Annotated in this window: 12 protein-coding genes and 2 pseudogenes; 9 read left to right on the top strand and 5 right to left on the bottom strand. The window is 66.1% G+C overall.

All coding sequences use genetic code 11. The features are described from left to right. The first annotated feature begins 15 nt into the window (after window positions 1-15). Window positions 16-993 carry a hypothetical protein gene (locus N536_RS0103895; RefSeq protein ID WP_029112398.1) on the top strand — a complete coding sequence of 326 codons (978 nt, stop codon included), beginning with the start codon at window positions 16-18 and terminating at the stop codon, window positions 991-993. Here N536_RS0103895 and N536_RS0103890 read toward each other — a convergent pair. Beyond that, window positions 990-1448, bottom strand: coding sequence for a MarR family winged helix-turn-helix transcriptional regulator (locus N536_RS0103890; RefSeq protein WP_036435100.1), 459 nt, complete (start codon window positions 1446-1448; stop codon window positions 990-992). The two genes, N536_RS0103895 and N536_RS0103890, sit on opposite strands and share 4 nt — an antisense overlap. A 144-nt stretch (window positions 1449-1592) precedes the next feature. Between N536_RS0103890 and N536_RS0103885 the strand changes: the two genes are divergently transcribed. From N536_RS0103885 to N536_RS0103875, 3 genes are read left to right on the top strand one after another with little or no spacing between them, the layout of a single operon-like run. Further along, window positions 1593-2036: an MmpS family transport accessory protein gene (locus tag N536_RS0103885; protein ID WP_029112396.1), complete on the top strand. Its 444-nt coding sequence runs from the start codon at window positions 1593-1595 to the stop codon at window positions 2034-2036. Next, on the top strand, window positions 2015-4870 hold the full coding sequence (locus N536_RS0103880) for an RND family transporter (RefSeq protein ID WP_036435420.1): 2856 nt from the start codon (window positions 2015-2017) through the stop codon (window positions 4868-4870). Before N536_RS0103885 ends, N536_RS0103880 begins: the two co-directional genes overlap by 22 nt. Beyond that, the gene (locus N536_RS0103875; protein ID WP_029112394.1) at window positions 4867-5304 is read left to right on the top strand and encodes a hypothetical protein; all 438 of its coding nucleotides are present in this window, start codon (window positions 4867-4869) and stop codon (window positions 5302-5304) included. Before N536_RS0103880 ends, N536_RS0103875 begins: the two co-directional genes overlap by 4 nt. On the opposite strand, the gene N536_RS0103870 is transcribed toward N536_RS0103875, so the two are convergent. The 3 genes and pseudogenes from N536_RS0103870 to N536_RS0103860 all read right to left on the bottom strand — a co-directional run bounded on the left by N536_RS0103870 (window position 5279) and on the right by N536_RS0103860 (window position 7561). Then, a complete protein-coding gene (locus N536_RS0103870; RefSeq protein ID WP_231514416.1) occupies window positions 5279-5572 on the bottom strand; it encodes a cupin domain-containing protein in 294 nt (97 codons plus the stop codon). The two genes, N536_RS0103875 and N536_RS0103870, sit on opposite strands and share 26 nt — an antisense overlap. A 106-nt stretch (window positions 5573-5678) precedes the next feature. Then, a pseudogene (locus tag N536_RS37410) lies at window positions 5679-6667 on the bottom strand (aldo/keto reductase). 9 nt (window positions 6668-6676) lie between these two features. Continuing rightward, window positions 6677-7561, bottom strand: a complete 885-nt coding sequence (locus N536_RS0103860; protein ID WP_029112392.1) for an aldo/keto reductase — start codon at window positions 7559-7561, stop codon at window positions 6677-6679. 100 nt (window positions 7562-7661) lie between these two features. Between N536_RS0103860 and N536_RS37405 the strand changes: the two genes are divergently transcribed. Further along, window positions 7662-8600: a helix-turn-helix domain-containing protein gene (locus tag N536_RS37405; protein WP_051574210.1), complete on the top strand. Its 939-nt coding sequence runs from the start codon at window positions 7662-7664 to the stop codon at window positions 8598-8600. Between the two features lie 9 nt (window positions 8601-8609). Beyond that, the gene (locus tag N536_RS0103850; RefSeq protein WP_029112391.1) at window positions 8610-10406 is read left to right on the top strand and encodes a fatty acyl-AMP ligase; all 1797 of its coding nucleotides are present in this window, start codon (window positions 8610-8612) and stop codon (window positions 10404-10406) included. Window positions 10407-10501: 95 nt separating this feature from the next. Here N536_RS0103850 and N536_RS37400 read toward each other — a convergent pair. Then, window positions 10502-10798 (bottom strand): annotated as a pseudogene (locus tag N536_RS37400) (winged helix-turn-helix transcriptional regulator); the annotation flags it as partial. A 204-nt stretch (window positions 10799-11002) separates the two neighbouring features. Between N536_RS37400 and N536_RS0103840 the strand changes: the two are divergent. From N536_RS0103840 to N536_RS0103830, 3 genes are read left to right on the top strand one after another with little or no spacing between them, the layout of a single operon-like run. Further along, a complete protein-coding gene (locus tag N536_RS0103840) occupies window positions 11003-11584 on the top strand; it encodes an NADPH-dependent FMN reductase (RefSeq protein ID WP_029112390.1) in 582 nt (193 codons plus the stop codon). 47 nt (window positions 11585-11631) lie between these two features. Continuing rightward, window positions 11632-13065, top strand: a complete 1434-nt coding sequence (locus N536_RS0103835; RefSeq protein ID WP_029112389.1) for an APC family permease — start codon at window positions 11632-11634, stop codon at window positions 13063-13065. Beyond that, window positions 13062-13823 carry a hypothetical protein gene (locus N536_RS0103830; RefSeq protein WP_029112388.1) on the top strand — a complete coding sequence of 254 codons (762 nt, stop codon included), beginning with the start codon at window positions 13062-13064 and terminating at the stop codon, window positions 13821-13823. Before N536_RS0103835 ends, N536_RS0103830 begins: the two co-directional genes overlap by 4 nt. Window positions 13824-13827 lie beyond the last annotated feature (4 nt).

Below are 13827 nucleotides of genomic sequence, written 5' to 3'. Positions count from 1 at the left end.
GTTAAAGTGCGTTCCATGGTGGTCCGGGCCGTGACCGAGTGGCTTCTGGATTCCGATCCCGCGCTGCGTTGGCAGGTCGAGCGCGACCTGCTACGCGAACAGCCCGATGTCTGGGAGGCGACGCGGGCGAAGGTCGCGACGGAGGGCTTCGGCGCCCGACTTCTGGCGCTGCAGGACGCGGACGGCCAGTGGGCCGGGGGCGCGTTCTTCCCCTCCGACTTCGACTTCGAGGGACCGGAGGCGGCCGAGGGCGCAGGGCAACCCTGGACGGCGACCACGTGGACGCTCAACGCGCTGCGGGAGTGGGGACTCGACCCGACCGTCCTGCGTGAGCGCCGCACCGTCGAGCTGCTCGCCGAGAACAGTCGATGGGAGTACGACGACCTGCCGTACTGGGCCGGTGAGGTCGACTGCTGCATCAACGCCTGGACCGTCGCCAACGGCGTATGGCTCGGCGCCGACGTTATGGGCATCGTCGACTGGTTTCTCACCCGTCGCCTCCCCGACGGTGGCTGGAACTGCGAGTGGGTCGACGGCTCGACGCGATCGTCGTTCCACTCGACGCTCAACTCCCTCAAGGGACTGCTGGCCTACGACGCATCGACCGGAGGCACCGGCGCGACGCGCGCTGCCCGGCGTTCGGGCGAGGAATACCTGTTGCAGCGGGGGCTCTTCCGGCGGCTCTCGACCGGTGCACCGGTGGGCGAATGGGTCGATCGGTTCGCCTACCCCATCCGCTGGTCGTGCGACGTGCTCAACGCCGCCGAGTACTTCCGGCAGAGCTCGCTGCTCGACGGGTCGCGGCCGGACGCGCGGATGGCCGACGCCATCGAACTCATCCGCGCCGCCAGGCAACCGGAAGGCACCTGGCTGCAGGCGGGTCGACCTCCCGGCAGGGTCTGGTTCGAGGTGGATGTGCCCGCGGGCGAGCCGTCGAAGTGGCTGACCCTCTACGGGACTCGGGTCCTCGAGTGGTGGGACGCCGGCGTTTAGGTCTCAACCGCCGCTTGCAGGCCGGCAGCCTCGCGCATCTGTCCGAGCACGCGCACGACCACCTGCGCGGCGAGCCACAACGCCACCTGATCGTCTCGGGACACCGGGGATAGCATCGCGGTGATGCGCTGCCGGCGAACCTCGGCCCGGTTCTCCCAGTTTCGTCGACCCCCTGCGCTGAGCATCACCAGCGATGCGCGGCCATCATCGGGATCACTCCACCTCTCCAACAGTCCTTGGCGTTCCATGCGCTGAACCAATTGGGTCATTCCCGACTGGCTGGAGCCCTCCGCCGCGGCGAGTGCCGTCAAGCGCATCGGGCCCTCGCGGTGCAACCGGTTCAGTACCAGCGCCGCGCTGGCGCTGAGATCGTCGCGGTCGATCAGGTGTCGCCACATCGTGTCCGTCCCGAGCGCGATCATCTCGCTGACGGCGTCGACGCCCGCTCGTTCCATGATGGCTTTATATCACCTTAGTGATGCATCACGGACCGCGAGTGACCCGTTTCCTGTGAGATCGCTAGATATTTACGGCCGCGCAGTTGAACTATCCATCCTGTCTAGGATATAAACCTCGTTGATACTGCGAAAGGTGATCGGGTGAGCCAACGATCGGTCGGCAGGACCGCTCTCGCGAAGTCCTGGATTCCACTGGTTGCCGTCGTCGCGGTCACGGTGGGTTCGTTGGGCATGTGGAAGGTGCACCAGGCGTCCGCACCAGGGTCCGTCCTCGCCGTGAACGGCCCGCAGGCGCCCGAGGAGTTCACCCCCAAGGAGCTGACCTACGAATTGTCGGGAGACCTTGGGGAGGGCGGGATGTTGGTCTACGTCGATCTCGACGCACATCCGCACCAGGTCGACATCACGGAGTTGCCGTGGTCGCACACCGAGACGACCACGCTCACGGTGGTCTCCGGCAGCATCTCGGCGCAGGTGCGCGGCGGCCAGGTCGGCTGCCGGATGCTGGTCAACGGCGTTGTGCGCGACGAACAGTCGGCCACTCGCGAGAATGCGGACGTCACCTGCAGGGTGAAATCCGCGTGAGCGCGCACCAAGCGAAGCGGCCGTTCTTCGCGAGGACCGTCCGCCTCCTCGCCATCCCGATCATCGTCTTCTGGGGCCTCGTCGCCGTCACGACGAACACGTTCATCCCGAAGGTGGAAGACGTCGCCGCCGAACTCGCCGGGCCGATGATTCCCACGTATGCGCCGTCGCAGGCGGCGATGCTGCACATCGGCGAGAAGTTCCAGGAATCGACGTCGACCAGCCTGACGATGGTCGTCCTGGAAGCCGACCGTCCATTGAACGACGGAGACCATCAGTACTACGACGACTTGATGCGACGTCTGCAGCACGACGCGCAGCACGTGCAGTACGTGATGGACCTGTGGGGCAAGCCGATCACCGCTGCGGGCGCACAGAGCGTCGACGGCAAGTCGACGTACGTGCTCCTCCGGCTCGCCGGCGACATCGGCCAGATCCAGGCGAATCAGTCGGTCGCCGCCGTCCGTGACATCGTCGCGAAGGACACCCCACCGCCCGGCCTCAAGGTGTACGTCAGCGGCGCGGCACCGCTGGCCTCGGACACCCTGACGATCGCGAACTCGAGCCTCAACAACATCACGATCGTCACGATCTTCCTGATCATCGTGATGCTGCTGATCGTCTACCGCTCCCCGACCGCACTGCTGGTGCCCCTGGCCAGCGTCCTGTTCGAGATGCTGATCGCCAAGGGCGCCGTCTCCACGCTGGGCCACCTCGGGGTCATCCCGCTGTCGTCGTTCGCGGTCAACATCGTCGTCGCCCTGTCGCTGGGAGCCGGGACCGACTACGGCATCTTCTTATTGGGTCGCTATCAAGAGGCCCGCCAGGCCGGCGAAACCCGGGAGGAGGCGTACTACACCGCGTACCGAAGCGTCTCCCCAATCATCATCGGCTCCGGGCTGACGATCGCCGGTGCGGGCCTGTGCTTGAGCTTCGCGCGGCTCGACTACTTCCACACCATGGGACCGGCCGTCGCCATCGCCATGCTGTTGACCATCTCGGCGGCGCTGACACTCAGTCCCGCAATCCTGGCCGTGGGCAGCCTGTTTGGGCTCTTCGACCCGAAGCGAGTGGTGCGGGGTCAGCTGTATCGGCGCATCGGAGCAAGCGTGGTGCGCTGGCCCGTGCCGATCCTCGCGGCGAGCTCGGCCGTGGTGATGGTCGGGGCGCTCTTCGTGCCGAGCTACCGGGTGAGCTACGACGACCGCACCTACCAGCCCGCCGACGCACCTGCCAACCAAGGTTTCGCGGCCTCGGATCGACACTTCCCGCCGAGCAAGCTGTTCACCGAGATGCTGATGGTCGAGACCGATCACGACATGCGCAACTCGGCTGACTTCATCTCGCTGGATCGCGTGGCGAAGGCCCTCATCCGGCTGCCCGGCGTCGCGATGGTGCAGAGCATCACCAGGCCACTTGGCCGACCACTCGACCATGCCAGCATCCCGTACCTGTTCACCACGCAGGGTAGCGGCAACGGCCAGCAGTTGCCGTTCAACCAGCAGCAGAACGCCGACACCGATCAGCAAGCCAAGATCCAGACCGAATCCCTTGCGGTGCTGGCCAAGACGATCGAGATCACCCAGAAGATGTCCGACGAGCTGCACTCGACCGTGCTGACCATGGAGAATCTGCAACAGGTCACCGACGAGATCAACGACAACATCTCGAATCTGGACGACTTCATCCGGCCTCTGAAGAACTACTTCTATTGGGAGCCGCACTGTTTCGACATCCCGCTGTGCTGGTCGTTCCGATCGCTGTTCGACGGGCTCGACGGCATCGATGCCCTCGACGCCGAGATCGCCAACGCCGTCACCGACCTTCAGGCCGTCGATGCGCTGCTGCCCCAGATGATCACCCAGTTGAAGATGATGCTGAACGACACCCAGGCGCTGCGAGCCGTCGTCGTCAACTCCTACGGTCCGGCGCATCTGCAGTCCACTCAGACCGACCAGACGTATGACGACATGATCAACGTGGGCAACGACTTCGACGCATCCCGCAGCGACGACTTCTTCTACATGCCGCGGGAAGCCTTCGACAACGAAGACGTCAAGACGGGGATGAAGCTGTTGATGTCGCCGGACGGCAAGGCCGCTCGGTTCATCGTCACCCACGAGGGCAATGCCATGGGCCCCGAAGGCGTCGAACACGTCGAGCAGTTCCCCGACGCCATCAAGGCCGCACTCAAGGAAACGTCGTTGGCTGGGGCGAAGATCTACATCGGCGGTGCCGGTTCGAACAACAAGGACATCAAGCAATACGCCGCTTCGGATCTGCTGATCGTGGCGATCGCCGCGTTCGTGCTGATCTTCCTGATCATGATGATCCTGACCCGAAGTCTGATGGCTGCCATCGTGATTCCCGGAACGGTGGCGTTCTCGTTCGCAGGCGCGTTCGGCCTGTCGGTACTGGTCTGGCAACACTTGATCGGGCTGCACCTGCACTGGCTGGTCCTACCGATCACGTTCATCATCCTGGTGGCGGTCGGTTCGGACTACAACCTCCTGCTGATCGCCCGCGTCAAGGAGGAGGTGGGAGCCGGGCTGCACACCGGCCTGATCCGCGCACTCGGAAGCACGGGTGGCGTGGTGACGTCCGCGGGCCTGGTATTCGCGTTCACCATGCTGGCGATGCTCACCAGCGATCTGCGCACCATCGGCCAGGTGGGCTCGACGGTGTGCATCGGCCTCCTTCTGGACACTCTGATCGTGCGTTCGTTCATCGTGCCGTCCATCATCCGAATTCTCGGGCCGTGGTTCTGGTGGCCCACACTCGTGCGCAGTCGTCCCCTGCGGCAACCGTCGGACTTTGCAGGAGTGCGGCGATGAGTCTTTGGGCCTATCTGACGATCGCCTTCTTCGTGGCCATTCTCGTCTTCGCGTCGCTCGCCTCGATGTTCGTGGCCCGCTTGGCGCGCCGACCAAGACTTCCGCTCAGCGACGAAGTCAACGGCATCCCAACGGTTTTGCGTAAATTGCGTCAGCGCGAACCGTTGTCGGATGAGGAGCTTGCCCTTGCCAGACAAGCTCTTTTCGACCGCGGATCCTTCCTGGCGCTGTGCATCCCCGCGACGATCTTCAGCATCGGTTGCTTCTACGTGTTCGGCAGCCTCGAACACCTCCACGGAGCCACGCCGTCGGAACGCACCTTCCTCGGAGTGATTCCCATGTTCACGTCCACGAGTCTGGCCATCCGGATGCTCGTGAGCGCACGCCTGAAGAGGCGTCTGCCGAAGGTCAGCCCCGGTACTCCTCGTCGGTGACGTGCTCGAGCCACGTCGTTGTGGTGGACGGGTTCTCGGCGTTGTCGAGCATCGCGAGGTGCTCCATGAACGAGTCTGGCGTCGCGCCGTGCCAGTGCTCCTCGCCGGGCGGGCAATAGATGGTCTGGCCGGGATGGGCCTCGACCTTGGCCTGGCCGCGCGACTGAACCCACGCGACTCCCTGAGTGACGTGCAGGGTCTGACCAAGGGCATGCGAATGCCAAGCGGTGCGGGCACCCGGTGCGAACCGCACCTTGGCGACGAACATCCGCTGGCCGTCTTCGCGAGGCCGCGCGATGGGGTCCAGCCAGACGTCGCCGGTGAACTGTTCGGGCGGGTTCTTGGTGGTCGGGGTGCGAGGCTCGATCTGCATGTCAGAGTCCAACCATCGCCATGCCTGCGGGGTTGTAGCGGTCACCCTGGACACCCACCCGCGCAGCGAGCGCGTCGAGGTCGGCCACCTCGTCGGCCGACAGCGCGACCTGGGTCGAGCCGGCATTCTCGTCGATGCGGCCGCGGCGGCGGGTGCCGGAATCGGCACGATCCACGGCTGCTGCGCGAGCAGCCAGGCCAGGGCGACCTGACCGGGCGTGCTGCCCTTCGCGTCGGCGAGCGCGCGCACGTGACTCACCAAAGTCTCGTTGGCACTGATGTTTTCCGCCTCGAACCGGGGGATGGTGGCCCGGACGTCGCCAGCCGCGAAGCTCGCAGAGGCATCCACCGTGCCGGTGAGGAAGCCCTTGCCGAGCGGGCTGAACGGCACGAATCCGACGCCCAGTTCCGCGCACGTGGGCAGCACTTCCGGTTCGGGGTCGCGGGTCCACAGCGAGTACTCGCTCTGCACCGCGGTGACGGGATGGACGGCGTGGGCGCGCCGGATGGTCGCCGCACCCGCCTCCGACAGCCCGAAGTGACGGACCTTGCCCGCTTGCACGAGTTCACCCACCGTCCCGGCGACGTCCTCGATCGGCACGTCGGGGTCGACACGGTGTTGGTAGAAGAGGTCGATGACGTCGGTTCCGAGCCTCTGCAGCGACGCGTCGGCCACCCGCCTGATCTGCTCGGGTCGTGAATCGGTGCCGACCATCTTGCCGTCCTGGATGTTCCAGCCGAATTTGGTGGCGATCACCACCTGGTCGCGCAGCGGTGCCAGCGCCTCGCCGACGAGCTCCTCGTTGACGTAGGGCCCGTAGACCTCGGCGGTGTCGAAGAACGTGATTCCGGCTTCTTGGACGGCGTAGCGGATCACGCCGATCATGTCGTCGCGGTCACCGGGGTTGGGACCGTAGCTCTGCGACATGCCCATGCAGCCGAGTCCGATGGCCGAAACCCGAAGGCCCTGGCCGAGCGTGCGTGTGTGCATGAATCCTCCTCAAGCTTCCGGTATTTCGAGACCGAAGGTCTCACGGGTGATGACGTCGGGCTCCGGGCCACCCCGGACACCGGTGTCGAGCGCGTCGATGGCGGCGAGTTGCTCAGTGGTGAGCTCGAAGTCGAACACGTCGAAGTTCTCGGCGATCCGCGACGGCGTCACCGACTTCGGGATGGCCTGGCGGCCCTGCTGCAGGTGCCAGCGCAGCATCACCTGCGCAGGCGACTTGGCGTGCGCGGCAGCGATTTCGCCGATCGCGGGATTCTCGAGCGTCGACGTATGCGGGCCCTCCCGGTAGAACGTGATGCCCCCGATCGGAGCCCAAGCCTGATTCAGGATGCCGTGTTCGTGATCCGCCGCGAGCAACTCCGACTGCCGGAAGTACGGGTGGACCTCGATCTGGTTGACGGCAGGCACCACGTCGGTCTCTTCGAGCAGCCGGTCGAGGTGCGTCGGCATGAAGTTGGAGACGCCGATTGCGCGTACCTTGCCGTCGGCGTACAGCTTCTCCAACGCCTTGTACGCGTCGATCGTCAGCTGGAACTCGCCGGGCAGCGCCTGATGCAGGATCAGCAGGTCGAGCTGGTCGACGCCGAGCTTGCCTGCCGACTTGTCGAAGGCGTGCAGCGTGGCGTCGAACCCGTAGTCGGTGATCCAGACCTTCGTCTCGATGAACACCTCGTCGCGAGCCAGGCCGGACCGGCGGATCGCGTCGCCCACCTCCCGCTCGTTGCCGTACGCCGCGGCGGTGTCGATGTGGCGGTAGCCGGTCTCCAGGGCCACGCCGACGGCCGCGACGGTCTCGGCAGGCGGAGTCTGGAAGACACCGAAACCGAGGGCCGGAATGTCGACACCGTTGTTCAGGGTGAAGGTGGGAACGGTCATGCCTCGACGCTAGCTTCGGCGCGGGCGACGAGGGAGTGCCCGTCGAACCAGGCACCAGCAGTACCTCCCTGCCCGTTCGCGCCGCGCTTACCGTGGGGTGATGGGCACGATGGACCTGCGCAACGAGATACGCGAATTCCTCGGTTCGCGCCGCGCGCGCATCAGCCCGGAGCAGGCGCAGCTGCCGACGTACGGCGGGAACCGCCGGGTCAAGGGGCTACGCCGCGAGGAAGTCGCGATGCTCGCCGGTGTGTCGGTCGACTACTACGTACGCATGGAACGCGGCAGCCTGGCTGGCGCCTCGGAGACCGTGCTCGAAGCCTTGGCCGCGGCGCTGCAGCTCGACGACGCCGAGCGCGACCACCTGTTCGCCCTCGCCAGGGAGTCCGGTGGGAGTAGCCGCCGTCGGCGGCGCAAGACACCGGCGACCGTTCGGCCTGCGCTGCAACAGGTCCTCGACGCGATCACGGATGCCCCGGCGTGGATCCGCAACGGCCGCCACGACGTGCTCGCGATGAACCAGCTGGCCCGTGCGCTCTACGCGCCCGTCCTCGCCGACCCACGCCGGCCGGCCAACACCACCCGCTTCGTCTATCTGAATCCCGAGGCGGCCAGGGAATTCTTCGTCGACTACGACAAGATCACCCGCGATGCCGCCGCGATGCTGCGGCTCGAGGCGGGCCGTAACCCGCACGACGAGGACCTGATCGCGCTGATCGGCGAGCTGTCCACCAGAAGCGAGCTGTTCCGGCAGCGGTGGGCGTCGCAGGACGTGCGCTTTCACCGCAGCGGCCGCAAGCGGTTGAATCACCCCGCCGTGGGTCAGCTCGATCTCGACTTCGAAGCCTTGGAGCTGCCCGCCGAGCCCGGCCTGCAGCTGAACATCTACACCGCACCCGCGAACACCCCGACGGCGGACGGCCTCAAGCTGCTCGCATCCTGGGCGGCCAGTCAGGACGATCTGCTCTCCGAACGGACGCAGCGAGATACCCATCACTCCCCCCAGAAAGTTAGTGATACTGCGCGTCACGTTAATTAAACTGGCGGCATGGATGACGGCCTGCTGCGGATCGAGGACTGCCTGGACGGCGACGGCGCCGTTGCGCTGCCGCCCGGCACCACGCTGCCATCGCTCATCGACCGCAACATCGCGAACGTCGGTGACACGGTCGCGTACCGCTACCTCGACTACGCCCGCGCGGCGGACGGGCAGGCCGTCGAGCTGACCTGGACCCAACTCGGGCGGCGGATGCGGGCCATCGGCGCGCGCATCCAGCAGGTCACCTCCCCGGGCGATCGGGTCGCGATCCTCGCCCCGCAGGGCCTCGAGTACGTCGCGGGATTCTTCGCGGCGATCAAGGCGGGGACCATTGCGGTGCCGTTGTTCGCACCCGAACTTCAGGGTCACGCGCAGCGCCTCGAAACTGCGTTGCACGACTCGCGGCCGACCGCAGTCATCACGACGGCAGCGGCGGCCGACGCCGTCACCGCCTCGCTGGTGAAGTTGTCGTCCGCCCGCAGGCCGCACGTCATCGTCGTCGACGAGATACCCGACTCGGCGGAGGACGGCTTCATTCCGGTCGATGTCGACGTCGACGACGTGTCCCATCTGCAGTACACGTCGGGTTCGACGCGGCCCCCGGTCGGCGTGGAGATCACGCACCGCGCGGTCGGCACCAACCTGATCCAGATGATCCTCTCGATCGACCTGCTTGACCGAAACACCCACGGCGTCAGCTGGTTACCGCTCTATCACGACATGGGGCTGTCGATGATCGGCTTTCCCGCGGTGTACGGCGGTCATTCCACTCTGCTGTCGCCGACGGCGTTCATCCGCAGACCGCAGCGCTGGATCCACGCATTGTCGGCCGGGTCGCGGCGCGGACGCGTGGTCACGGCCGCGCCCAACTTCGCCTACGAGTACACGGCCCAACGGGGCCTACCCGCACCGGGCGAGGACGTCGACCTCGGCAATGTGGTGATGATCATCGGTTCCGAACCGGTCAGCATCGACGCGATCAACACCTTCAACGCCGCGTTCGCGCCGTTCGGATTGGCGCCGACGGCGATCAAGCCGTCGTATGGCATCGCAGAGGCCACGTTGTTCGTCTCGACCATCGCGCCCAGCGCGCAGGCCACCGTCGCCCACTTCGACCGTGCGCAATTGGCCGACGGTCGAGCGGTACGGATCGCGGCGGACGCTGCGGGCGCCATCCCTCAGGTGTCGTGCGGTCAGATCGCCCGCAGTCAGTGGGCCGTCATCGTCGACCCCGACTCGGGTACCGAACTCGGCGATGGGTGCGTCGGCGAAATCTGGTTGCACGGCAACAACATTGCGCCCAGATACTGGGGCAGGACGGAGGAATCCGCACCGACGTTCGGCGCCACGCTTCGGTCGCGTCTGGAGGTGGGCAGCCACGCCGACGGCTCCCCGGAAGGTGCGACGTGGCTGCGAACCGGGGACCTCGGTGTCTACCTGGACGGTGAGCTGTACGTGACCGGTCGCCGTGCGGATCTGGTGGCCATCGACGGCAGGCACCACTACCCACAGGACCTCGAGGCCACCACGGCGGATGCGTCGACGATCGTGCGGCGGGGATACGTCGCGGCCTTCTCGGTGCCCGGCGACGGCCTGGTGATCATCGCCGAGCGCGCGTCGGGCACCCGTCGGGCCGACCCCACCTCCGCGATCCAGGCCATCCGGGCAGCCGTGTCCGATCGGCACGGGCTCGACGTCGCCGACGTCCGCTTCGTGCCTGCGGGCGCACTGCCCCGCACCACGAGCGGCAAACTGGCGCGCCTCGAGTGCCGCAGCGAGTACCTCGCGGGCGCATTCGGAGGCTAGGCCGAGCGTCCGTTCCTGCGCGAGCTCTTGGCGGGGCGCTGCGTTCGGTCCCTCTCCGCCTTGGTGCTGACGGTCCAGTCCTCGGAGTCCTCGGGCATCCAGTAGTCCGCCCACTCGGCGAGCGCGCGCACCGCGCGATGCAGATCGAGCCCCTTCTCGGTCAGCGCGTAGCCGACCCGCACGGGCACGGTCGGCTCGACGCTGCGCACCACGATTCCCTCGTCCTCGAGTTCCCGCAGCCGGCTGGCCAGCATCTTGTCGCTCATCTCGGGAATCTGCTCCGCGATCTCGGTGAACCGCGTGGCGCCCAGAAGTAGGGCGCGGATGATGACGCCGTTCCACCGGCGTCCGACCAGTTCGGCGGCGTGGTGGTAGCTGGGGCAGTAGCCCATGCCGAGGTCGTAGTGGCTTTCCTTCATCGCCGGCTCGCTCATTTCCACGCCCTTCTCAGCTCAGGTGTCACTTAACGATTGTAAGTGACTTTCCAGCGTTCGAGCGGAGAGCCCCGTTGAATTCATTTGGGTAGCCGCTTGCATTTGGTAAGTGACTAACTTAGTCTCGATTGTAAGTCGCTTACCGAGAGATAGTTGAGAGCCATGAATGGAACCGAACCGCTCCGGTTGGCCGTGGTCATCGGGAGCAACAGAGAGGGCCGCTTCGGGGACACCGTCGCACGATGGTTTCTCAAGCAGGCCAACGAGATCGACGGCCTGGACGTCGACACCATCGACCTCGCCGACCTCGACCTACACACCCGAATCGGCATCGACCCGCCGGAAGCGATGCGATCGGTCTCGGCACGCGTCGCTGCCGCCGACGCGTTCGTCTTCGTCACGCCGGAGTACAACCACAGCTACCCCGCGTCGATAAAGGCCTTCATCGACCTGCACGTCGACGAGTGGGCAGGCAAGGCGGTCGGGTTCGTCTCGTACGGCGGGCTGTCCGGCGGACTGCGGTCGGTCGAGGCATTGCGTCTGGTCTTCGCGTCGCTCAACGCGGCGACCGTGCGCAACACGGTCACGTTCGCGAACGTGTGGGACCAGTTCGTCGACGGCGAGCCGGTCGATCCGCACAGAAGTGCTCATGCCGCGAGAACCCTTGTCCATCAGATCAAGTGGTGGGGCCACGCGCTACGGGACGCCCGTCGTGCCGCGCCTCTGGCATCGGAGCCGGACTGAGGAGGCCCGGCGTCATGACCCATTCACGGCAAGAGTCAGGAAGTTCGATGGCATCGGAACCGCAGGATGCTTCGCATCATCACGAGGCGGCTGGTCTGGAGCCAAGCCAACTGAGGTCGGCGCAGATCATCGGGCTTGCACTCACGTCGCAGACACCCGCCGTGGCCCTGGCCACCGTTCCGTTCCTCATCGTGCTCACCGCGGGGAACGGAAGTTGGTTGGGCGCGTTGATCATCGCGATCACCACGGCGTGCATCGGGATTTCCGTCATCACGTTCGCGAGGCGCTACGTCGCAACGGGATCGGTGTACTCCTACATGCCGCACGTCTTCGGCGCATGGGCGCGCCTTCTCGTCGGGGCGACGTTGGCCATCGGCTTCGTGACGCTGATCGCGGGAGTTCTTCTGCTCACCGGCGTCTTCGCGGGCAGTTTCCTCGTCGCGATGGGCGTGAGTTCCGGACTCTCCGCCGGCGCGATCACGCTGACGAGCACCTGCGCCATCGTCATCGCCTCCGCGCTGGCGTATCGCGGCCTCGACGCATCGGTGCGTACCGCCGTCGTGCTGACCCTCATGACGGTCCCCATCATCGCGCTGATCACGCTCGCGACCGCGATGCACACCGGTCCTGTCCTGGGCGGACAACTCAGCCTCGAGGGGGCGTCGGTCAGTGGGATCTTCCAGGGCGTCGCGGCAGGCGCGGTGTTCGTGGTGGCCTTCGAGAGCTCCGCCGCGCTCGCGGCCGAGACCAAGTCGCCAAGGCGCAACATCCCGCTCGCCGTGATGAGCGTCCCCGTCATCCTCGGCGCCGCCTACCTGGTGGCCACGCTGTTGCAGGTTCCCGGTCTCACCGCGGCGGCGGACGCGATCAACTCCGGGTTGTCGCCCGCGGCCGCCCTCGCGCAGCAAGCCCGGCTCGGTGACGTGGTGGTGAAGTCCATCGACTTGGTTCTGGCCGTGGCGAACCTGGCTTCGCTGATCGCCTTCGTCAACTACGGCTCCCGCTTCGTCGCAACACTGGCTACCGATGGCCTGCTCCCCCGCGCGCTGGCCAAGGTGCACCACAGGTTCCGCAGTCCCAACGTCGCCGTGATATCGCTTGCAGCTGCGGCACAGGGCTGCCTACTGCTGCTGATTTGGCTCTACCCAAACGATCTGCTCACCAAGGTGTTTCCGTCGCTGTCCACACTCACCGTGTACGCGTGGGTCGTGCCGTGGGTGTTGATCTGCCTCGGATCCATAGTGCTTCGGATTCGCGAACGCCGAGCGCGGCCGTTACCCGTCCTCACGGCGCTCGTCGGTGCCGCGCTGACGGTGTGGATCTACGTGAACGCGATGGTCAATCCACCCGCGCCGCCCGTCGACAACATGACGTACGTCTTCCTGGTGGCCGCGGGTGCAATGTTCGCGGCCTTCGTCTACCTCGACCGCCGCCAACGCCGCAGGCAACCCCCGGTCCAACCGAACGGAGACCTTCCATGAAACGCGTCAAGACGATCGTGGCCGGTGGCTACCGCTACATCGAATCGGTGTTCCAGTTCTCCGGTGGCGTCGCCGCCCAGCCGGGTTTCGCCATCGAGCGGGCGCTTCTGCCACAACCCCTTCCGCTCGACGACGGATTCGCCGCGATCGAATCGCACCTGACCGCCGTCGGCCGCCCGACCACCGCACTGTGCGCCTGTGAGTTGCGGTCACCCGCACCGTTCACCGAGGCGGGTTTCGTCGAGTTCAACACCGCCTACGTCCGCACCCTGGAGCGTTTCGGCTTGTACCGCGACGGCGCCAATCCCGTTGCCCGTACGAATGTTTGCCCACGTACCGGGAAGCCGGACGTGCCAAGTATCTATGCGTTCTGCTACACCGTGCCGTCGGAAACCACTCAAGCCACCTTCGTCGTCTCCGGCGGTGCCGAGGCAGCAGAGGGCGCCGGTGACTACGTCGACAGCATCGTCCGGCTCGGCGACACCAGCATCGACGGGTTGCGGGACAAGGTCCGCTACGTGCGTGACGAGCAGGCGCTTCGGCTCACCGCGCTCGGCATGCAGTGGCGTGACGTCGTCGACACCCGGCTGTACACGTTGCACGACGTGGGTCCCCTACTTCAGGCGGAACTCCTGCATCAGGGCGTCGGCCTGCACGGCGTCAGATGGTACGACGCGAGCCCGCCCGTCCAGCAATGCGAGTTCGAGATGGACGCACGCACCGTCCTGCGCGACATCAAACTGACCGAGGAGAAGTAGTCCA

Origin of the sequence: Mycobacterium sp. URHB0044 (assembly GCF_000620625.1) — a bacterium.
Lineage (GTDB): Bacteria > Actinomycetota > Actinomycetes > Mycobacteriales > Mycobacteriaceae > Mycobacterium.
Note: the sequence above shows the minus strand (reverse complement) of the source record. Positions and strands in the feature narration are given on the sequence as shown.